This window comes from Vibrio sp. NC2 (assembly GCF_025195005.1).
GTDB classification, from domain to species: domain Bacteria; phylum Pseudomonadota; class Gammaproteobacteria; order Enterobacterales; family Vibrionaceae; genus Vibrio; species Vibrio splendidus.
The window spans coordinates 1-22,470 of record NZ_JANVFC010000023.1 but is presented as its reverse complement, the minus strand read 5'-3'; the positions used below and the strand labels follow the sequence as shown (position 1 = coordinate 22,470).

Here is a 22,470-nt window from a genome sequence, read left to right as displayed (position 1 = left end):
ATATTGTATGGGACCGTTGTGGGTAGATGTTGCGGGCTATGAGCTAACAGCTGAAGACAGAGAAATTTTAGAGCATCCAACTGTTGGTGGTCTCATCTTATTTGCTCGAAACTACCACGATAGCAAACAGCTTTCGGCGTTAAACAAAGAGATCCGCAAGGTAGCGAAACGTCCTATTTTGATTGGTGTTGACCAAGAAGGTGGCCGAGTTCAGCGCTTCCGCGATGGATTTTCAATTATCCCTGCCGCTCAAGAATTCGCGACTAATAATAATGGTGAGCAGTTAGCAGAACTGGCGGGTTGGTTGATGGCGGCGGAATTGATTGCCCATGATATCGATCTGAGCTTTGCGCCTGTATTAGATAAAGGTCACGACTGTAAAGCGATTGGTAGCCGAGCGTTTGGTGAAGATATTGATACCATCGTTCGCCACAGTAGTGCTTTTATTAAGGGCATGAAATCGGTTGGAATGGCGACAACAGGGAAGCACTTCCCAGGACACGGCGGTGTGATTGCTGATTCGCACCTTGAAACGCCTTACGATCCTAGAGACGACATCTTTGAAACCGACATGGCCATCTTCAAGGCTCAAATTGAAGCTGGAATATTAGATGCGATGATGCCTGCGCACGTGGTTTTTTCGCACTATGATGATCAGCCAGCGAGTGGCTCTGAGTATTGGTTGCAGAAAGTATTGAAGCAACAGCTTGGATTTAAAGGCTTGGTGTTCTCTGATGACCTAACTATGGAAGGTGCTGCGATTATGGGTGGGCCAGCCGATAGAGCGAAGGCTGCTCTGAATGCAGGGTGTGACATGGTGCTGATGTGTAATAAGCGAGATGCACAAATTGAGGCTCTTGATCACTTAGCGATTCAAGAGGTGCCTTTAGCCAATTCATTGCTTAAAAAGCACAGCTTTGATTTATCGACGCTTCACTCGGATAGTCGATGGAAAAAGGCCTCAGAGCAAATTAAGCGAATGTTAAACGCTGGGTGATAAATAAACACTCTATAAGTTTGAAGAAGGCGATATGAGAAGTATCGCCTTTTTTGTATGTGTGGGGCGCGGTTTAAACTGGTTTGTGTGTCAGAATGAATTAAAGAGGGTGTGTAAATTTTAATTTACAGTAAATGTTTTTTATTGTTTACACTTGCAATCGTTTTTGTAGCTGTTATTGTGTTTTTAAAGATTGTTAGCCCAAATGGAAATGTTGGGTGTAAAAATAAATATACAGGTTGAGTTATGCAGAAAAGTGAATTAAGCAATGTCAATATCATCGACGAACAGGTACTGATTACTCCAGAGGAGTTAAAAGCAAAACTGCCTTTGAGTGATAATGCTCGTCGTTTCATTCAAGAGTCTCGTGAAACTATAGCAAATATCATTCATAAGAAAGATCATCGCATGCTTGTAGTATGTGGCCCATGTTCTATCCATGATATTGAAGCTGCGAAAGAGTACGCGAAACGCTTAAAAGCTTTATCTGAGCAGCTTAGCGACCAACTGTATATTGTAATGCGTGTTTACTTTGAGAAGCCTCGTACCACTGTTGGTTGGAAAGGCTTGATCAATGACCCACATCTAGATGGTACGTTCGATATTGAGCATGGTCTGCATGTTGGTCGTGAGCTACTTGTTGAACTCGCTGAGATGGAAATTCCACTAGCGACAGAAGCGCTAGATCCAATCAGCCCGCAATACCTAGCAGATACATTCAGCTGGGCAGCAATCGGCGCACGTACGACTGAATCACAAACCCACCGTGAAATGGCGAGTGGCCTTTCAATGCCAATCGGCTTTAAGAATGGTACAGACGGCAATCTAGGTACTGCAATCAATGCAATGCAGGCGGCTTCTTCTAGCCACCGTTTCATGGGTATCAGCCGTGAGGGTCAAGTTGCACTACTAACGACGCAAGGTAACCCAAATGGTCACGTAATTTTACGTGGCGGTAAGCAGACAAACTACGATTCAGTATCTGTACACGAATGTGAGCAAGAGCTGGGTAAGTCTGGCTTAGAGGCGGCACTAATGGTCGACTGTAGCCATGCGAACTCTCGTAAAGATTTCCGTCGTCAACCGCTGGTGGCTGAAGATGTCATCCATCAGATTCGTGAAGGTAATAAGTCGATTATCGGCCTGATGATTGAGAGCCATATTAACGAAGGAAACCAATCTTCAGATATACCTCTCAATGAGATGAAATACGGTGTATCTATTACCGACGCGTGTATCAATTGGGAGTCAACTGAGGCACTATTGAAACATGCACATACGGAATTAGTCCCGTTCTTAGAGAACCGCTTGAAAGGTTAGTCAGAGTTTAAATTTAAGTGCCTCATCTTATGGGGCATTTTAAGATCTGTTGCTAACGAACTTGCATCAGTGCAGGCTTATAGATTAGTACGGGCTTATAGATTAGTAAGGAATAAAATGGCCGTTGAACTGAACGAATTACGCGACCAAATCGATGCTGTCGATAAACAAATGTTGGATTTACTGGCTCAACGACTGGCTCTAGTAGAGAAAGTCGGCGAAGTAAAAAGTGAGCATGGTTTACCTATTTATGTACCGGAACGTGAAGCCGCGATGTTGGCGTCTCGTCGTCAAGAAGCCGAGAAAATAGGGGTTCCGCCACAGTTAATCGAAGATATTTTGCGTCGTACTATGCGTGAGTCTTATGCCAGTGAGAAAGATTCTGGTTTTAAGTGCCTTAACCCAGAGTTACGTTCAGTGGTTATCGTTGGTGGTAATGGTCAACTTGGTGGTCTGTTTGGCCGTATGTTCAAGCTTTCTGGTTACGAAGTTAAAATCCTTGGCAGCCAAGATTGGGATAGAGCCGACGAGATTTTAGATAATGCTGGCCTTGTAGTTGTAACGGTTCCAATTCACCTGACAGAAGGTGTGATTGCGAAGCTGGGTAACCTACCAAGCGATTGTATTCTGTGTGATCTGACGTCGATTAAATCAAAGCCTCTACAAGCAATGATGAACATGCACCAAGGCCCAGTGGTTGGGTTGCACCCAATGTTTGGTCCTGATGTTCCAAGCCTTGCGAAACAAGTGATTGTTTACAGCGATGGGCGTGGCTCTGAAAGCTACCAATGGTTACTGAATCAATTTGGTATTTGGGGCGCGAGCCTTTGCCAGATGGATGCTGCTGAACACGACCATGGCATGACTCTGATTCAAGCACTACGCCACTTCACCTCTTTTGCTTACGGCTTACACCTAAGTAAAGAGAACCCGAACATTGATCAACTTCTGAAGCTAAGCTCGCCAATCTACCGACTTGAGATTGCGATGGTTGGTCGTCTGTTTGCTCAAGACCCGAACTTATACGGTGATATCATTCTTTCTTCGGATGAGAATATTGAGATGATTCGACGTTTCCATAGTCGTTTCGGTGAAGCATTAGAAATCTTGGATGGGAAAGATAAAGCCAAATTCGTTGATAGCTTTAATCAAGTCAGTGATTGGTTTGGCGACTACTCGCAGCAGTTCTTGCAAGAGAGCCAAAATCTTTTAAAGCAAGCGCATGACTCGATTCATCGTGGCTGATACTGATTTGAAATCATAAAAAAGAGCGACCATCTGGTCGCTCTTTTTGTTTGTGCTGAACGCTATGAAAACATTTGGCCTACAGTAGGCTAATAGCAATTAGATCATCATAGGCCAAACCAACAGATCTTATCTATTAACAACTAGTTAGCCATTAACAACTAGTTAGTCGTGATAGGTTTTTTGCTCTCTTCACTCGATACTGTGTCGATGGTCGAGCTAATGTAAGGCACATTCGTCAGATTGATCTGCAAGCGAACCACATTATCAATCAATTGAACCAGTGGGCCCCACTTAACCTTTTTCTCTTTTTCGAACACGTAGTTGAAGTTTTCCGGTGTCCAATCCATCAAGTATTGAGGGTTCAGTGAACGACCAAGGAAGCGTACTTCATAATGCAAGTGTGGCCCGGTTGAGTTACCTGAGTTACCACAGCTTGCAATCACATCACCTTTACTCACAAACTGACCGCTGCGAACTTTGAATTTTTGTAGGTGCGCGTAAGAACTCATGAAACCAAACGAGTGACGCATAGTAATAAAGTTACCGAAGCCTTTTTTACTTGGGCGTACCGTTTCAATGACTCCATCTGCGGGCGCTACAATATCTTCACCACGCTTACACGTTAGATCGATACCAGTATGTACATGGCGTTTACCTGAAATAGGGTTAGTGCGGCTACCATAAGAAGAAGAGATACGTTGATAAGCCATAGGACTGTCGTTTGGAATCAAACGGAACATCGTCGCTCTTACTGCTGAATCTACCGCCGCAGCATCAATGCGATCTTCTAAAGAAATATCATCGGTAAGCAGTTCTTCATCAGCAAGACCAAGCACGGATTCCACATCAAATACACGCTTACCAAGCAGTTGAATGGTGCCTTCTTTCTCGGTGAGTGTTTGCGATAACGAGTGATTGGTTTCTACCTGCTCAGCGTAAAGAAACTCGGTTTGCTCTTTTTCAACAATCAGTGTTTCAATCAACTGTTGTGCATCGCCTGCTTGTATCGCGAGCTCTTGTTTACCTTCGAAGTGCATGTATGCAGCTCCGCCGATCAACGCAGGAATTGAGAAAATAGCAGTTGTGCATAAGAGCACGGCTTTTCGGCCGAAGTAAAACGTCTGTTCACCTTGGTTAGAGGGAATTGTTATGGAAATTTTTTTAGACATGATTATATATTAACTAAATGTTTCTAATAGAAAAAAGGGTAATGGAGATATTATTCTTTACCTAAATCGGTAAGGTGTTCAATCTCTCTATAAAGCAGTTCATCGTCGCCGACATTAAGCTCAATCAGGCGCTTAAGGTGGCTAATACTATCAATATCTAAATGCTCTATGCGTAAACGCATTGAGGTATTGATGGTAGAGACTATCGTTGCTTCTAACTGAATATTGATATCACTGTTGGTGAGCTTAAAGCTAACTTGAACAGGAGTATCGTGGCTGAGTTGCTGCCATTTATCACATTGAATGAGTAGACCATGAAGAGATAAGTCTTGTACCGAGCCGGATATATTTACTTGTCCTTGTGAGATCTCAGTCGGGACTTGATAAATAACTCGTGAAAATTGACGTCTTTCAAGCATAGGTAATTTTTCTATATCAATAGGTAAATAGTAAGCCAGATATATCAAAGGCCGCTATTATCGCGGCCTTTGTTCAAAGTACAAGCTAATTTACTTAGCAATACGCTTGTACTTGATACGGTGCGGTTCAGCCGCTTGTGCGCCCAGAGTCTTTTTCAGCCACTCTGTGTATTCAGTATAGTTACCTTCGTAGAAGTTAACTTGACCTTCATCACGGTAGTCTAAGATATGGGTCGCAATACGGTCAAGGAACCAACGGTCATGCGAGATAACCATTGCACAGCCAGGGAACTCAAGCAGCGCTTCTTCAAGTGCACGTAGAGTTTCGACATCAAGGTCATTGGTTGGTTCATCGAGTAGCAGTACGTTGCCGCCCGCTTTCAGCAGTTTAGCAAGGTGAACACGGTTACGTTCACCACCAGAAAGCTGACCGATGATTTTCTGTTGGTCGTTGCCTTTGAAGTTGAAACGAGAACAGTAAGCACGTGCAGGGATTTCGAAGTTGTTGATCTTAATGATATCAGCGCCTTCAGAGATCTCTTGGAATACTGTTTTGGTGTCGTCCATGCTGTCACGGAACTGATCAACAGAAGCAAGCTTAACCGTTTCGCCTAATTCAACTGAACCTGAATCTGGCTGTTCTGCGCCGCTTAGCATCTTGAATAGTGTTGATTTACCTGCACCGTTGGCACCCACGATACCCACGATAGCGCCTTTAGGCATGCTGAATGATAGGTCGTCGATAAGAACGCGATCACCAAATGACTTAGTTAGGTTCTTAACTTCAAGTACCTTGTCACCTAAACGCTCACCCGGCGGGATGAACAGTTCGTTGGTTTCGTTACGCTTCTGGTATTGCCCAGTCGTCAGTTCTTCAAAACGAGCCATACGAGCTTTAGACTTCGCTTGACGACCTTTAGGGTTTTGACGAACCCACTCAAGTTCTTTCTCGATTGTCTTTTGACGTGCGCTTTCGCCTGACTTTTCTTGTTTCAGACGCTCATCTTTCTGTTCTAGCCAAGATGTGTAGTTACCTTCCCATGGAATACCTTCACCACGGTCAAGTTCTAGAATCCAGCCAGCAGCGTTGTCTAGGAAGTAACGGTCGTGGGTAATTGCCACAACAGTACCGCTGTAATCAACAAGGAAGTGCTCAAGCCAAGCAACTGATTCTGCATCCAAGTGGTTAGTTGGTTCATCAAGAAGCAGCATGTCTGGCTTCTCTAGAAGTAGACGACAGATCGCAACACGACGACGTTCACCACCGGATAGGAGTTCGATTTTCGCATCCCACTCAGGAAGACGAAGTGCATCAGCAGCACGCTCTAGAGCTGTCTCTAGGTTATGACCGTCTTTCGCTTGGATCAGTGCTTCTAGTTCGCCTTGTTCTTTAGCGAGTGCATCGAAATCTGCATCTGGTTCAGCGTAAGCTGCATATACTGCATCGATACGCTTAAGTGCGTCTGCAACATCAGAAACCGCTTCTTCTACGATTTCACGCACTGTTTTTGATTCGTCTAGTACAGGCTCTTGCGGTAGGTAACCGACTTTAAGACCTTGTTGTGCACGAGCTTCACCATCAATATCAGTATCAATACCAGCCATGATACGTAGTAGGGTAGATTTACCTGAACCATTTAGACCCAAAACACCGATTTTAGCGCCAGGAAAAAAGCTAAGAGAAATGTCTTTAAGAATTTGACGCTTAGGTGGAACAGTTTTGCTCACCCGAGACATGGTATATACGTATTCAGCCATTGCCGATCGATCCTAATTTATTGTTCAAAATTGTCGTCTATTTTATACCAATATCCCCAAAGATGTTACTCCTAGGACAGAAAAGCCATTCTTGAACTAATCCTTACCTATTATTGTCACATTGGTCATTAAAACTATATTTAATAAGCTTCTGAGGCGAAGTGTTAAATATTAATAATATTTACACTCAAATCCTTTACATTTGATGTGATGTCGGGCGTAAATAGACTTCACGTATTCATACACGCACTAAGGAAAGAGCGAATGTTTTTCCGCATTGGTAATACGAAAATTGCTGTGGCTGCATCGGCAATTTTGTCTTCATTTTCACTAGCTCCGATGGCTATGGCTAGCAATGCCTCCGAGCTTGAAATGCAGCGTGATGTTTATGACAGAGCGCAAGAGGTTTTAGACAACCGTGATCTAGAAGCTTACTCTGTGCTACGTAACAAAATTCAAACATATCCGTTAACGCCTTACACTGATTATCGCGCCTTCTTATTAGGCTTAGGTGATCGCACACCTGCTGAAGTGGATGCCTTTATTGAAGAGAATAAAGCCCTACCATTTTCGAATCGTATGCGTGCGCCTTATTTAGATTTATTGGCGGCTCAAAAACAGTGGAAGACGATCCTTGAGTTTCAAACCAAAGAGCCTGTTGGTGAAAAATATCAATGTATCTACTACCGTGCGAATTATGAGCAAGGAAACAAAGAGCTCGCCTTCAAAGGTGCGAAGCAGCTTTGGTTGAGTGGCAGTGGTGTCGATGATAGCTGTGATCCGCTCTTCGAAAGTTGGGATGAAGCGGGTTTAAGAACGAATGAGCTGATATTACAGCGAATGCTATTGGCGTTTGATAAACGAAACGGCAAGTTAATGACCTATCTGATCAAGCAATTGGATCATGATGAGTCAATTGCTCAAGCGAAGCAGATGAAGGCGTTGTACAACAAGCCTGAAAATGTGCTCGCGTTTGCTAAGAAGCACCCTGCGAATGAATTCTATCAAGCTCAAACCGAGTTTGGTTTTGAGAAACTGGCAAGGAAGTCAGCAAGCAGCGCTCAAGAGATTTTTGATGATGTTGTGAAAGCTCAAAAGCTATCTAAAGACAAATCTCAAGAGTTAGCGGATTACCTCACGTTCCGTTTGATCAACACCGACTCTGAAGAGTTAATGGTGTGGCGCGACAAAATGCTCTCGAGTTCATCAAAGCAAGTTCTGCTGGAACGACGTGCTCGCTTAGCGATTCAACATGCCGATTGGACGGGTTTGAAAGAGTGGATTGCGCGCTTAGATGATAAGCATCAGGCTTCGCTTCGCTGGCAGTATTGGCAGGGTAGAGCAGAGATAGCACTCGGTGATACTGCTAAGGGTAACAAACGACTGTCAGATATCTTGGGTCAGCGTAATTTCTACAGTGTGGCTGCGGCTAAGCAGTTAGGTAAGCCAGTTCAGTACCCAACATCGACACTCAAATACAACGCTGAAACAGTAAAGCCATTTGAGACCTCTTTGGTTCGAATCGGCGAGCTGATTGACCGAGATAAAATTGCGGCAGCGAAGAGTGAGTGGCGTTGGTTGTTAACCAATGCTGATAAAGATCAGAAATCAATGCTCGCAGCTCATGCTGCGACGCAGCGTTGGAACCACTTTACAGTGACAGCGAGCATCTCTGCGAAGATGTGGGACAACATAGACCTACGCTTCCCTGTTGCTCATAAGTGGTGGTTTAACTTCTACGCCGAAAAGCACGATATAGACCCGATTACCTTAATGTCTTTAGCGAGACAAGAGAGTGCGATGGATTCAGAAGCTCGCTCTCCAGTTGGCGCGCGTGGCATCATGCAAATTATGCCAAAGACGGCGCAATATACGGCGAACAAACATAAGATTAAATATCAGGGCAGCGATGATCTTTATGATGTCGGCAAGAACATTGAGATTGGTAGCCACTATCTAGATGGCCTATTAGCTCAATATGATAACAACCGTATTTTTGCATTTGCTGCTTATAATGCAGGCCCGAGTCGTGTGAAACAATGGCGTTCACGCAGCGATGAAAAGCTCGATGCATTTGCTTTTATCGAAATGATTCCATTCAAAGAGACTCGTGGCTACGTTCAGAATATCTTGATGTTTGAGACTTACTATCGAGATATCTTGGGCGAGAAAGGGATGTTTTTAGCGCCCCATGAGGCCGAAACGAAATACTAGGGGGTCGGTACTTTCTCCGAAACTGAGTAATATTAAAGGCAGTGAGTGCGAACCAGTTCCACTTGCTGCCTTTTTACATTGGATCAAAGCAAGTGTTTCGGTATAAAGTGTTAAACGCTTTCAATCATTAAGCGGCTACTTCAAGCCAAAATTTAAAAGTAAGTGTAGAGATATGGCATCACAACCTGAATATGAGAATTGGCAACAACTAATGGATTTGGTAAAAACAGCGGCTGAGAAAGATCAGCATGAACTGTTGTTGACCATGATGATGACACCTGATGAGCGAGATGCTTTGGTTGCTCGAGTGAATATTCTTTGCGAACTCATGAAAGGGGAAATGTCACAAAGACAGGTGAGCCAAATGTTAGGTGTGGGTGTGGCTACGATCACGCGAGGCTCTAATGAGCTAAAGGCTAAATCTGAGCAAGAGAAAGCGGCAATTGCAGAGCTGTTACTTAAGTAAGCATTTAAACAGTAAGCCTAAGAACTTGATAAAAACGCTAACCATAGGTTAGCGTTTTTTGTTTTTATCCCGCTCAATGATATTACCTCTAGAGAGGCGAAATATCGTGTTTCTTAAACAAGACTAAGCAGGGAAGTGCTTAGGGTTAACAAATGGGATCAGCGCTAGGATTAAAGCTTGGCTATATACAGAACTGCGAGATAGTTGGTTATGTGTCAATAAGCCAATCGCACCGCCTTTTTGCTTTATGTTGTCGGTGCCGAAGACTTCATCCATCACATCACCTAGCTCATTCGCATGCTGGAGTTTATCAAGCACAACGGGTGGCAGCATCAAGCTTGCAGATCGAGATTCTCCGCGCTGACCGTTTGCTTCAACGACCATCCAAGCAAATGTAACCTTTCCTTCTATTCCAGACTCTAATCCAACATAAAAATCCGCATCAGGTTGAGCTTGAGTTGCGTTGTGAACGCGATTTACCGCACCTTGATAGGTCTCGTCGTTGCTCATCGGTTGATCAGAGACACCGCTAGGGACGCTGATGCCTTTGAAATCAAATTCAGTATCAGGAAAAGCAGATAAGAATGCACTTTTAACGGCGTTAATTTTAGCTGGGTTCAGCGATGCGATGATTACAGATTTCATGTATTGGATTCTTTTTTTTATCGATTAAATTGAGTTGATGTTGTCGGTACCAATCACTCAGTTCTTCTAATGGCATAGGTTTACCGAAGTAATAGCCTTGCAGCATATCGCACTGTGCTTCTTGCAACCACTGATGCATGCTTTCAGTTTCGATGCCCTCGGCTGTGACCTTCTTACCCTGAGCATGACATAACCCGATAACCGGTTTCACTATGTTCTGATTATCGGTCTCAATTAAGGTGTCTAAAAAGGCTTTATCGAGCTTAATTTTTTGAGTTGGATACTGCACCAGTTGAGTGATGGAGGTGTAGCCAGATCCAAAGTCATCAATGGCTAATCGATATCCCATATCAGAGAGTTCGTTAAGCAGCGGAAAACCTTCAGAGTTTGAGTAAAAGGTTTCGGTAATTTCAAAATCAATCAAACTTGGCGGAATTCGATTTAAATCGGCGTGCTCTTTGATGAAGTCAGCAAGATCAGTCGTTTCAATCCCAGCAGAAGATAAGTTAATCGATAACTGAATTGAGTGATCAAATTGAGCCTGAAGTCGATGAAAAGAAGCAAATGCATTCTGAATGACCCACTGATCAACCTGATCGAATAATCCTGTTTGCTCGGCAATTGGAATGAATTCATCAGGTGGAACCAAGCCTAGTTGCTCCGAATTCCAACGTAATAACACCTCAACACCAATAACATGGGTTCCTGTTGAATCCATGTACGGCATATAAACGAGCCTAAATTCATCATCAAAGTTCTTGTCTCTGAGTGCGCGTTCAATGTTTGCTTGGCGTTGAATCGCTTTGTCTAAATCTCGTGAATAGTCAGCAAATTGGTTTTTACCTGCGCGTTTGGCTTGGTACATCGCGGTATCAGCGTTCGACAGTAGCTTTTCGATGGAGTGGCCATCGTTGGGGTAGGTCGCAATACCAATACTGACCGTGATCGGAAAGCTCCCTGATTCTGTGATAAAGCCTTTTTGTAGTGGCGTCAGTAAGCTATCAGAGAATCTATGCGCGATATTCCCTTGGCGAGTAGGGGCGTTAATGTACACAACGAACTCGTCTCCAGAAAGTCGGGCGGGCATACAATGAGCGTCAAATTCTGTTTTATAGTGGCTACAAATATCGGAAATACGCTGAGCAAAACTGACCAGAATGGAGTCGCCGATTTGATGCCCATATTTGTCGTTCACAAACTTGAAGTTATCTAGGTCAAAGTAGAGAACCCAGGTTTCGGTATTCGAGCTAGGCTTGGGTAATGATTGCTGAACGAAGGTTTGAAATTGATGCCTATTGGCTATTTGGGTTAATTGATCATTCTCGGCCAATAGCTTGGTCTGTTGGTAGGTGTTATCTAACTCTTGGTACATGTCATAAAAACGCTGTGATAGGCGGCCAAGCTCATCACGAGTGCCTAAACGTTCGATGTTCTTACGTTGTTTTTTCTCGACTTGCTGCAGTTGTCGGTCGAGTCGTGTTATCGGGGATATCACACTGCGAGACAAAAGCATGAGTAGCAGAGCAACCGTCACAAACGCGGATAGTGCAAAGGACAAACTCAGCTTATTCCAAATTGATTCGAGCTTGTTTTCCAATAGGAATGGCGCCGGGTCAACTGTGGCGTAAAGTTCTGGCGCAAGCTTGACTGAGTGGGTGACATTATTTTCCAGAGAAACCGCTATAGATGTGAAGAATAAGCTGGTTTGGTAGTCGAACTCTATCTGTTTTCTCAACGCATTAAATTTATCGAGAGAGACTGACACAACAACAAAGAACACATCGTCGGGGTGATTGTTTGCGGTTGGGAAAATCGTTTTTTTGTCTACTTTCTCGTAGTGAACCAACATCCCTTCACCTTGAGAGTTTTGAATATAGTTGGTACTTGATGCTGCTAAGGTGTCTTGATAGTACTGATCCACAAAATCCAATATTTTGCTGTCAATCTGAGTGTGTGAGTCGCTGTTATTATCAGCGTAATAACTCAATTTTCGCTGACTATTGAGAAGCGCTAACCCGGTATAGCTTTCATCGTCATCTTGCAAGAAGTGTATGGCTTCTCGAAGGTTACTAACCAGTTCAAGATCGCGAGATAGGTTTTGTTCAGTGAGAAAGTAACGCTTCACCATGTCACTTTGGGTCAAGGTGTAAGAGTAGCTATTTAGGAACGAGCGAGACTGTCGAAAATATCCTGCCAACTTTTCCATGTTTAGCTGAAGTGCGTTGTCTTCGCGTTTGATAAAACTGCTTTTCTGCGTTGAATAAATAATATAGCTAGAAGCTGCGGTACTGATCAGTATCACAGGGGTTATCAGTAGTAAGATTTTAGTACTTAGCTTCATAGTTAATGACAACACTATTTATAATTTAAGCGCGTAAGTTTATGTTACTTAATACTTACTCGCTATTAATTACACGTAGTTCGATGATTTCCTGTGAAGGGGGTAAGGTTTTGTCTTTATTGATAAAAAAGCTACTAATGAGTTTTTTGTTAAGAAGGTGTTGAATGGTGTGGGCTGGAAGGCATGTATAGCCAGTGAAATAATCGAGTCATGTCTCAGGAATACGTAGTGTGAGTATTCCTGAGTACGAGTTATTCCACTAGCCGCTGGTTTTAGCATTTGGCCTACTGTAGGCCAAATACTTATAGCAGATTTAAACTTATGCCAGCTTTAAACGTTTGTTCGTTAAAAGCTTATGTTTGCCAAAAACTTATGTTCGCCAAAGCTTATATTCTCTGAAAACTTATGTTTGTTAAGAGCTTATGTTTGCTAAAAGTTTATGTTCATTAAAAGCTATGACAACTTAACCTGCGTCGCTTTGATGTTCTCACTTGGATAACAACCCAACACTTTAAGGTGACGAGTAATGGCAGTTAGTTCTGTTATCGCTTGCTGCATATTATCTGCATCCAAATGTGCTTCTAAATCAACGTAGAACATCTCTTCCCATGGGTTGCCCATGATAGGACGAGATTCCAGCTTAGTCATGTTGATACCCAAGCGTTGTAGAATTAGTAGAGTTTCTACCAAAGAACCCGCCTCTTGAGAAGTCGACATGATCAGTGTCGTTTTAGCTGGGATTTGAGTTGACACTTCTACCGGTTTACGCGCAACAACGATGAAACGAGTGTGGTTCTCAGTTTGGTTTGCAATGTTGCCTTGGATTGGCTGAAGCCCATAAAGCTTGCCGCTCGATGCATTGCCAATTGCTGCCACATCATCGCCTTCCAGATCTTTAACCTTCTTCATTGCATCAGCTGTACTTGCGCAAGACTCAAGGCTGACACCTTTAAGACGACTCAAAAACTCACTGCACTGTTGGTGAGGTTGTGGGTGTGAATAGAGGGTTTTGATGTCTTCTAAACGAATATCATTTTTCGCAACCAAGCAGTGTTCAATTGGTTGAGACAGTTCACCTACGATATAAAGCGTTGTGTGTTGCAGTAGGTCGTAGACCTCGTTGATTGAACCTGAGCTGGTGTTCTCAATCGGCAACACACCGTAATCTGCATGACCAGATTCCACCGTCGATGCCACTTCTTTGAAATGATTGCAGTTAAGCTCTATCAATTCCATATTCTTACGGCTGAAATATTCACGGCTAGCAAGATGAGAATATGATCCCTTAGAACCTAAGAATGCAACGCGAGCCAGAGGTTTACGGCTTTGCGGGTTCGCCAGGTTTTGTAAGTATGACTGCTGTAGTAAAACGGAATCTTCGATGATGGTGTGAAACAGTTTAGTAATGTACTGCGCATCAAGCTCATATTTATCTTTACCGTTGTTGATCAGCTTAACCAGAAGCTGCTGCTCACGAACGGCATCGCGTACAGGCTTTGATGTTTCTACCTTGCTTTTCGCAACTTCGATACTGAGTTTGCGACGTTCGGAAAGTAAACTCAGCAGTTCGTCATCTAAATCATTAAGACGAAGGCGGATATCATCCAGTGAAATTGAGCGGTCAGTCATAAATGTGTCCTTATAAAAAAGCCTCCCTAGTGTGGGAGGCTTCTTGTTCGTTTTTGACTTGTTTTTCTAAAACGACTCAGCCTCCGATTTACGGAAGAAAAAAGAAGTCAAAAATAAACAAAGATTGAGTGTGCATAAAAAGTGATTGTTTTATGAATGTTTAAACACAATAAGCAAGCGAGCTACGAGCGTCAAGCAAAAAAATAGCGCCCTGAGGCGCTATTTTTTAATCTGTTCTCTTTCCTTATTCTACTTCAGCTTCTAGCTCTTCGATTTCAGGCTTTTCAGCGCGGCGCGCTTCAGGTTTATGGCGTAGCTTGTTGAGTTGACGCTCTAGTTTTTGTTCTACTTCGTTGATAGCTACGTAGAGGTCGTCATGGATTGATGAAGCAACAAGTTGGCCTTTTGGTACGGTTAGAACCGCTTCAAATTTTTTCTTCTTGTTTGGTTCTTCGCTAAAGCTCGCTTGGCAACCAATGATGTCTACTTGCCATTTATCCAGCTTTTTAAATTTGCTTTCTATGTGATCACGGATTGCAGAGGTAATGTCGATGTTTTTACCAGTGATGTTCATTTTCATAGAAGTTTTCCTCTGTTGTATCCCTCATGGGTTAACTTCAGATTACGACTTTTAGGAATAAAGAATGTGATCTAGATCTTGTTTTGGTTGGGTGGGATAAGCATTAAAATCAAATGTGATCTCACGCAAGTCTTAGTATCTTTTTGGCGAAAAATGCTTGTTATCTCTATGAAAAACGATAATTTGGAGGCAAGGCTTCGCTAAAAATTAAACCAGTTTTTAGGGGCGTCTTACAGCTTATTGAAAGTGTTTGATTGAAATTTACTCAATAGTGTTTTGTGATGTAGATCTCGTGATATATATCGCTATATAAGCTTTCTCTGAATTTGATAAGCAAAAGCCGCATAAGTTTTCTTATGCGGCTTTTGTGTTTTTAATTTGCCTTAGTGCCTTAGCACCCCTGGCTCTTAGGGTTGAAGACAAACTAATCGTTGGTTTTGAGTAGTCTGGCTGTCCCATTTTCTCGGATAGCATTGATAGCTTGTAACTGCTTATAGATTACAAAGTAACGGTTGATGTTGGCGACATAGGTCACCGGTTCTTTGCTCACGTATTTACGAGTGATGATTTCTACGTTTTTAAACCAGATGTTTGGGTTGTAACCTTTCTGCTTGGCAATGCGCCTCATCCTTCTGATCTTAGCAGGACCAGCGTTGTAAGAAGCCAAAGTGAAGTAGATTTGGTTATCTGGCGTAATCGCAGGGTCGTCAAAATACCTGTCCTTAATGAAACGCATGTATTTCACACCCGCATGGATGTTGTTATCCACTTTATGTATGTTTTTGATGTTGACGTTTTTGTCTTTGGCGGTACTAGGCAACACCTGCATCACACCAATAGCTCCACGGTGAGAAACCCGGCTTTGATCCAGTCCAGACTCTTGGAAACCTTGTGCTGACATCATCAAAGGGTCGAATTCGTATTGACTCGAATACTTTTCAAAAACATCTGACAGCTTAGCCACTCGGTCTATTTTATTTGGGTTGAGCGCTCTACCTAACCAGCGAGTGTTGTCGATGTATTTCTGATAGATAACATTTCCAAGTAGGGTACCTGTTCGTGCCGTCTTGACGTATTTGTTGATCTTTTTTTTTAGTTGAGGGCTGTTTTTTCTTAATGCCCACGCTATTTGGCCATTTTCACGTAAGGGTAAATCGTGATGGACCTGAATGTTTTCCATTACGTCAGTCCATAACTTTGCTTTATGGCTATCTAGGATTGTGCCTTGTATATAGCCTTGGTTGACCAACTCTATCAGCTCGTAGTCTTGTAATGACTCCTCAATAAAGTGGACATGCAGCGGTGGTAAGTCTAATTCATTCAGTTCTTTATTGACTCTTTGTACACTCTCGAAGTAACTCGAACTTGCACGGATCCAAACCTCTTTACCGCTCAGTTGCTTGATTTCGGTGATAGGGGCTGAATTCTTTCCTGTGATAATCAGTTCTTTTCCATCTTTAATCATTGGGTCGGAAAAATCGATGATTCGCAATCGCTTGTCGGTGATCGTCAGGTTCGCGACAGCGACGTCTCCATAACCAGATTCTAATGAGGGAAGTAGATCATCTCGCTGCACTGGGATAATTTGAACATTAAGGTAGGGATGCTTCTTACGAAGGCTCTTCTCAAAGTGGTAGAGCATTTCAGCCACGATGCCTTTTGGTTTGCCATCCTCGATATAATAAAAACCAAGATCAGCAGACACGAGCACTCTAACCGTTCCTTTGGTTTTGAGCACATCTAAGTCACCCATGTAAGGCTCGTTGCTTAACGGGGACAGTTCTAATGCGTAGGATAATTGGCTAAATAGCGATATCCAGATAAATAATAACAACCTACTCACATCCACACTCCATGTTGATGTTTTGTTAAAAGTTATCTTTTGAAGATACCGTGTATTATGCGATTCATCAAGTTTACGAAATTAAGTTCAAAAAAAACGCGCTAATAAATTAGCGCGTTTTCGAATGAATATGACAACGTTGATTAAGGCAGTGGGTTTAACTCAATCAATTTTTCTGTTCTTGAAGCTGCGTCTTCTAAACCTAGTTGTTTATAAGCTTCTAACTGAATATCCAAAGACTTACGTGCAGCAATTGTGTCTGGGTAAGTCTTCTGCAGCTCTTGTGTTCGGTTTACAGCTGCAATCCAAGCTTCACGGCGTAGGTAGAAATCAGCGGTTGCTAAGTCATACTCTGCGAGGCGGTTCTTAAGTGCGAACATGCGTTTTTGCGCATCTTCCGCATAAGGGCTGCTAGGGAAGCGTTCCAGTAGTCGTTTGAAGTCAGCAAACGCGAGTTTCACTGGCTCTGGATCTCGGTCACTACGGTCGATATTAAAAATGTCGTGCATGAAGTTACGGTCTTGTGCCATGTGCGTTAGGCCGCGCATGTAAAGCACCCAGTCTTGTTTTTCATGAGTCGGGTTTAAGCGTAGGAATCGAGAAATGGTGGCAAGGCCTAACGCCAAGTCATCATTTTTGTAGTACGCGTAAATCAGATCTAGCTGTACTTGTTCCGAATAGGCGCCGAATGGGTAACGAGAGTCTAAGGCTTCTAGCTTTTCGATTGCAGAAAGCCAGCTACCGCTCTGTAGGGACTCTTGAGCGTCAGAGTAAAGAACCGATGGTGGTACATCCGGTACTATTTCTTCAGTACTTGAACAGCCAACTAAGAGTGATACGGCTAATAGACCCGATAAAGTAAGGTGTTTCATGTCAGGCGTCGATTCCTTGAATTAAATATTTCGTAAGCTTCCGTTACTTTCTAACCAGTAACAGATACAATGATGCAATTATTCTATTTTATCCATACTAATGGGTATTAGTCTCACGGTTTTTAAAAAAGTTCGATATGGCTCAGCAGATAACATTAACAGACACAGTAAAAAGCAGCCAGTTAGGTCAACGTTTAGACCAAGCTGTCGCTGAACTATTTACCGATTTTTCTCGCTCTCGTATTAAAGAGTGGCTTCTTGACGGCAAAATCCAAGTGGATGGCGAAGTTATCACTAAACCGCGCACCATAGTTTTGGGCGGTGAAGCGATCATCCTACAAGCGGAGCTTGCAGATGAAGAGCGCTGGGAAGCACAAGATATTCCGTTAAACATTGTCTATGAAGATGATGATTTATTGGTTATCAATAAGCCTCGCGATCTGGTTGTACACCCAGGCGCAGGTACGCCGGATGGAACCATACTAAACGCATTGCTTTTCCATTACCCTCAGATTGCAGAAGTACCGCGTGCGGGTATTGTGCACCGTCTTGATAAAGACACAACCGGTCTTATGGTTGTGGCTAAGACGGTTCCAGCTCAAACTCGCCTTGTACGTGCACTTGCTAAACGTCGTATCACTCGTGAATATGAAGCAATTGCTATTGGTAAAATGACCGCGGGTGGTGTGGTTGAGAAAGGCATTAGCCGTCATGCAACTAAACGTACTTTAATGGACGTGAATGAATTAGGTAAGCCTGCGGTAACTCACTACCGTGTTGCGGAGCACTTCCGCGAACATACTCGTATTCGTCTACGCCTAGAAACAGGTCGTACTCACCAAATCCGTGTTCATATGTCATACCTTCAGCACCCTCTGTTAGGTGATATTGCATACGGTGGTCGTGCACGTATTCCAAAAGGTGCATCTGAAGAGCTGACGACAATGATTCGTTCTTTTGATCGCCAAGCGCTGCATGCTGTAATGCTTAAATTTGTTCACCCTATTACTGGTGAAGAAGTTGAGTTCCACGCACCTGTTCCAAATGACATGGTTGTGATGGCAGAAGCATTACGTGTTGATGCTCGCGAAAATCACGAAGACGACATTTAATCATGTCAATGATCATCCCTGACTGGAACGCTCCTCAAAACGTGAAAGCATTTGCTTCGACTCGTTTCGATGGTTGTTCTACAGGTGCTTATCAAGGGTTAAACCTCGGTATGCACGTTGGGGATGATACTTCGCTTGTTGAAAGCAATCGAGAATGGCTAAAGCAACAATCTAAGATGCCCACGGCTCCAGTATGGCTAAATCAAACTCACTCAACGGATATCGTTACAGTTTTAGAACCGGTGACGAATGTTCTTGATGCTGATGGTGTATTTACCTCTGCAAAGGGTATTGTGTGTTCAGCGATGACGGCAGATTGCTTGCCAGTACTTCTTACCGATACCAAAGGCACTCAAGTCGCGGCTGTTCATGCGGGTTGGCGTGGTCTTGCTGGTGGCATTCTTGAAAATGCCGTCGCAAAGTTTTCAAATCTAGATTCAGATAATCAGATCATGGCTTGGCTTGGCCCTGCAATTGGCAAAGATGCATTTGAGGTTGGCAACGATGTGTTGGAAGCTTTTGTTCGTTTTGACCCTCAAGCTAAATTAGCATTTCAAGCCAAAGCTCAACCTGGCAAATGGCTGGCAAACATGTCTCAACTCGCGACTCAACGATTAATGAAAGTTGGCGTGACTTCTGTGACAGACTCGAATCTATGTACATACGCAGATTCAGATGCTTTCTATTCTTATCGCCGTGATGGCATTACTGGACGTCAGGCTACATTTATTTGGTTAGAGTAATCTCTGGCTAGCACAACCACTCATCCAGCTCATTTATATTTTCATATAAGCTCTATTCTTCACTCTTATCCCTTGAAAATCCGCGTTACCGTATCCATCTTCTAACCATAAGATAAACATATCTAAGAGTAGGAAGGTTGGCATGCGTCTCGATCGGTTCACTAGTAAATTCCAAATTGCGATATCTGATGCTCAGTCGCTCGCATTAGGTCGTGATCATCAATATATAGAACCTGTGCACCTAATGGTGTCTTTGCTTAATCAAGATGGCAGTGCGATTCGTCCATTGCTTACTATGCTGAACATTGATGTTGTTCAATTGCGTTCTAAATTGAGCGAAATATTAGACCGAGTGCCAAAAGTAAGTGGTATCGGTGGTGATGTTCAGCTTTCGAATGCCATGGGAACGTTGTTCAACCTATGTGACAAGGTCGCGCAAAAGCGCCAAGACAGTTACATATCTTCAGAAGTATTCCTACTCGCTGCAATTGAAGACAAAGGTCCTTTAGGGAACTTACTTAAAGAGTTAGGCCTTACTGAGCAAAAACTATCTCAAGCTATCGAGCAAGTTCGTGGTGGTCAAAAAGTCGATGACCCGAATGCGGAAGATAGACGCCAAGCATTAGAGAAGTTCACCATTGATCTGACCGAAAGAGCAGAGCAAGGCAAGCTAGATCCTGTGATTGGTCGAGACGATGAAATCCGTCGTACTATCCAAGTACTTCAACGCCGTACTAAGAATAACCCTGTCATTATTGGTGAGCCTGGTGTCGGAAAAACGGCAATCGTTGAAGGTTTGGCGCAGCGCATTATCAATAATGAAGTACCGGAAGGCTTGAGAGGGCGACGAGTTCTTTCATTAGACATGGGCTCTTTGATTGCAGGTGCTAAATATCGTGGTGAATTTGAAGAGCGCTTGAAATCGGTTCTCAACGAATTATCGAAAGAAGAGGGCAACATTATTCTCTTCATCGATGAAATTCACACCATGGTAGGAGCAGGTAAAGGCGAAGGCTCTATGGACGCCGGTAATATGCTGAAACCAGCATTGGCTCGTGGTGAGCTGCATTGTGTAGGCGCAACGACACTCGATGAACATCGTCAGTATATAGAGAAAGATCCTGCATTAGAGCGTCGATTCCAAAAAGTGATAGTCGATGAGCCAACCGTTGAAGACACAGTTGCGATTCTTCGTGGTTTGAAAGAGCGCTATGAACTTCACCATCATGTAGAAATTACTGACCCAGCGATTGTAGCGGCGGCAACGTTATCTCATCGATACGTTTCAGATCGTCAGTTACCAGATAAGGCGATTGATCTCATTGATGAAGCGGCTTCGAGCATTCGCATGCAGATCGATTCAAAACCTGAGTCGCTAGATAAGCTCGAGCGCAAAATCATTCAATTGAAGATCGAGCAGCAAGCTCTCACGAATGAAAATGATGAAGCCAGTGAAAAGAGGCTTCGCACGCTGCAAAGTGAACTTTCTGAGAAGGAGCGGGATTTTGCTGAGCTTGAAGAAGTTTGGAACGCTGAAAAAGCGGCGCTTTCCGGGACGCAACATATCAAATCAGAGTTAGAACAAGCTCGTATGGATATGGACTTTGCACGACGTGCTGGCGATCTTAACCGAATGTCTGAATTGCAATATGGTCGAATCCCAGAGTTGGAGAAGCAGTTAGACCTCGCGACTCAAGCTGAAATGCAAGAAATGACCTTATTACGTAATAAGGTAACTGACGCTGAAATTGCCGATGTTCTTTCAAAGCAAACCGGCATTCCGGTTTCTAAAATGCTAGAGGCAGAAAAAGAGAAGCTTCTGAAAATGGAAGGTGTTCTGCATAAGCGGGTTATTGGGCAAGCCGAAGCGGTAGAAGTGGTATCGAATGCGATTCGTCGTAGTCGTGCTGGTTTATCAGATCCAAATAAGCCGATTGGTTCTTTCTTATTTCTTGGTCCAACGGGCGTAGGTAAAACCGAACTGTGTAAAACATTGGCTAACTTCATGTTTGATAGTGACGATGCCATGGTTCGTATCGATATGTCTGAGTTTATGGAGAAGCACTCAGTGGCTCGTTTGGTTGGTGCTCCTCCAGGTTACGTTGGGTATGAAGAAGGTGGTTACTTAACTGAAGCTGTTCGTCGAAAACCTTATTCTGTGATTCTGCTTGATGAGGTAGAGAAAGCGCACCCTGATGTTTTCAATATTCTATTGCAGGTTTTAGATGATGGACGATTAACCGATGGACAAGGTCGCACGGTCGATTTCAGAAATACTGTAGTGATCATGACATCTAATCTTGGCTCTTCGAGAATTCAAGAAAACTTCAATACGCTCGATTACCAAGGAATAAAGAATGAGGTGATGGAAGTGGTAGGTAAGCATTTCCGCCCTGAGTTTTTGAACCGTGTTGATGAAAGTGTCGTGTTCCATCCATTAGGCCAAGCTCACATCGAGTCAATAGCCGCTATTCAGCTTGAGCATTTGAAGAAACGAATGGAAGACAATGGCTATGAGCTTGAAGTGTCGGACAAAGCACTGAAGTTGATCTCTCAAGTCGGTTTTGATCCTGTCTATGGTGCGAGGCCTCTTAAAAGAGCAATTCAGCAGAGTGTTGAGAACCCATTAGCGAAAGCGATACTTGCAGGGAAAATCAATCCGGATAAGAAAGTGCAGCTATTAGTGAATAACGACCGAATTATTGCTCACCAATAATTAAGGTAAGAACGATAGGTACGATTAGTCGAAATTAAGACGTAATCGTACCTATTTTGAACGCTTTGTGTGAATAGTGTCCGAACGATCGCCTGCTGCGGTCTTTTTTCGTTTTTGGCCTTGTGCAAAGGGGGATTCTCTCTATAATGCGCCTCCGTTGCCAGGGATAACTAAGCGGTTTGAACTAAGTAACGAGACGACATTAAGCATTTAAGATGCTTTGAAAAATTAGCTGGAAAAAGTGTTTGACACTGGAACCCAATTCGCTAGAATGGCCGTCCACTTAGAGAGGCTCCTTACTAAAAGGAACGCTCAATAAGTAAAGCTCTTTAACAATTTAAACCTATCAATCTGTGTGGGCACTCGTTGATGAATATCAAAACGTTATTGGTTCTTTT

The 22,470-nt window shown here is 43.3% G+C and carries 17 protein-coding genes and 1 other annotated feature; of the genes, 8 read left to right on the top strand and 9 right to left on the bottom strand.

The features are described from left to right. Positions 1-7: 7 nt before the first annotated feature. From nagZ to tyrA, 3 genes are all read left to right on the top strand, one after another. The gene (nagZ, locus tag NX845_RS20360; protein ID WP_065681762.1) at positions 8-997 is read left to right on the top strand and encodes a beta-N-acetylhexosaminidase; all 990 of its coding nucleotides are present in this window, start codon (positions 8-10) and stop codon (positions 995-997) included. A 246-nt stretch (positions 998-1,243) separates the two neighbouring features. Next, positions 1,244-2,317 (top strand): 3-deoxy-7-phosphoheptulonate synthase, encoded by a 1,074-nt coding sequence (locus NX845_RS20355; protein ID WP_065681761.1) that lies wholly within the window; start codon positions 1,244-1,246, stop codon positions 2,315-2,317. Positions 2,318-2,434: 117 nt separating this feature from the next. Further along, positions 2,435-3,562 (top strand): bifunctional chorismate mutase/prephenate dehydrogenase, encoded by a 1,128-nt coding sequence (gene tyrA / locus NX845_RS20350; protein ID WP_017084805.1) that lies wholly within the window; start codon positions 2,435-2,437, stop codon positions 3,560-3,562. A 161-nt stretch (positions 3,563-3,723) separates the two neighbouring features. Here the strand turns inward: tyrA and NX845_RS20345 are convergent, their stop codons facing one another. The 3 genes from NX845_RS20345 to ettA all read right to left on the bottom strand — a co-directional run bounded on the left by NX845_RS20345 (position 3,724) and on the right by ettA (position 6,911). Continuing rightward, positions 3,724-4,734, bottom strand: a complete 1,011-nt coding sequence (locus NX845_RS20345; protein ID WP_065681760.1) for a M23 family metallopeptidase — start codon at positions 4,732-4,734, stop codon at positions 3,724-3,726. Between the two features lie 50 nt (positions 4,735-4,784). Continuing rightward, a complete protein-coding gene (locus tag NX845_RS20340; protein WP_065681759.1) occupies positions 4,785-5,153 on the bottom strand; it encodes a PilZ domain-containing protein in 369 nt (122 codons plus the stop codon). Between the two features lie 90 nt (positions 5,154-5,243). After that, positions 5,244-6,911 (bottom strand): energy-dependent translational throttle protein EttA, encoded by a 1,668-nt coding sequence (ettA, locus tag NX845_RS20335; protein ID WP_004735040.1) that lies wholly within the window; start codon positions 6,909-6,911, stop codon positions 5,244-5,246. Between the two features lie 264 nt (positions 6,912-7,175). On the opposite strand from ettA, the gene sltY reads away from it, so the two are divergent. Both sltY and trpR read left to right on the top strand, forming a co-directional pair. Then, the gene (sltY, locus tag NX845_RS20330; RefSeq protein ID WP_065681758.1) at positions 7,176-9,125 is read left to right on the top strand and encodes a murein transglycosylase; all 1,950 of its coding nucleotides are present in this window, start codon (positions 7,176-7,178) and stop codon (positions 9,123-9,125) included. Positions 9,126-9,297: 172 nt separating this feature from the next. After that, entirely contained in the window at positions 9,298-9,591 is a 294-nt protein-coding gene (gene trpR / locus NX845_RS20325; protein ID WP_065681757.1) for a trp operon repressor, read from the top strand. Positions 9,592-9,714: 123 nt separating this feature from the next. Here trpR and yjjX read toward each other — a convergent pair whose 3' ends face one another. The 6 genes from yjjX to NX845_RS20295 form a co-directional block, all read right to left on the bottom strand. Further along, complete coding sequence (gene yjjX / locus NX845_RS20320) at positions 9,715-10,236, bottom strand: inosine/xanthosine triphosphatase (RefSeq protein ID WP_017087561.1); 522 nt, start codon at positions 10,234-10,236, stop codon at positions 9,715-9,717. Beyond that, positions 10,199-12,577, bottom strand: a complete 2,379-nt coding sequence (locus NX845_RS20315; RefSeq protein ID WP_065681756.1) for a bifunctional diguanylate cyclase/phosphodiesterase — start codon at positions 12,575-12,577, stop codon at positions 10,199-10,201. Before NX845_RS20315 ends, yjjX begins: the two co-directional genes overlap by 38 nt. Positions 12,578-13,030: 453 nt before the next feature. Next, a complete protein-coding gene (gene pheA, locus NX845_RS20310; protein WP_004735035.1) occupies positions 13,031-14,206 on the bottom strand; it encodes a prephenate dehydratase in 1,176 nt (391 codons plus the stop codon). Between the two features lie 12 nt (positions 14,207-14,218). Then, positions 14,219-14,340: a sequence feature (Phe leader region), on the bottom strand. Between the two features lie 110 nt (positions 14,341-14,450). Continuing rightward, on the bottom strand, positions 14,451-14,786 hold the full coding sequence (hpf, locus tag NX845_RS20305; protein WP_004735034.1) for a ribosome hibernation-promoting factor, HPF/YfiA family: 336 nt from the start codon (positions 14,784-14,786) through the stop codon (positions 14,451-14,453). A gap of 424 nt (positions 14,787-15,210) precedes the next feature. Further along, a complete protein-coding gene (locus NX845_RS20300) occupies positions 15,211-16,635 on the bottom strand; it encodes a lytic transglycosylase F (protein ID WP_311319420.1) in 1,425 nt (474 codons plus the stop codon). A gap of 137 nt (positions 16,636-16,772) precedes the next feature. Beyond that, positions 16,773-17,501 carry an outer membrane protein assembly factor BamD gene (locus NX845_RS20295; RefSeq protein ID WP_004735032.1) on the bottom strand — a complete coding sequence of 243 codons (729 nt, stop codon included), beginning with the start codon at positions 17,499-17,501 and terminating at the stop codon, positions 16,773-16,775. 137 nt (positions 17,502-17,638) lie between these two features. Between NX845_RS20295 and rluD the strand changes: the two genes are divergently transcribed. The 3 genes from rluD (at position 17,639) to clpB (ending at position 22,072) form a co-directional block, all read left to right on the top strand. Then, positions 17,639-18,613, top strand: a complete 975-nt coding sequence (rluD, locus tag NX845_RS20290) for a 23S rRNA pseudouridine(1911/1915/1917) synthase RluD (RefSeq protein WP_017077746.1) — start codon at positions 17,639-17,641, stop codon at positions 18,611-18,613. 2 nt (positions 18,614-18,615) lie between these two features. Continuing rightward, on the top strand, positions 18,616-19,356 hold the full coding sequence (gene pgeF, locus NX845_RS20285; protein ID WP_065681754.1) for a peptidoglycan editing factor PgeF: 741 nt from the start codon (positions 18,616-18,618) through the stop codon (positions 19,354-19,356). A gap of 142 nt (positions 19,357-19,498) precedes the next feature. Beyond that, complete coding sequence (clpB, locus tag NX845_RS20280; RefSeq protein WP_017077748.1) at positions 19,499-22,072, top strand: ATP-dependent chaperone ClpB; 2,574 nt, start codon at positions 19,499-19,501, stop codon at positions 22,070-22,072. Positions 22,073-22,470: the final 398 nt, after the last annotated feature.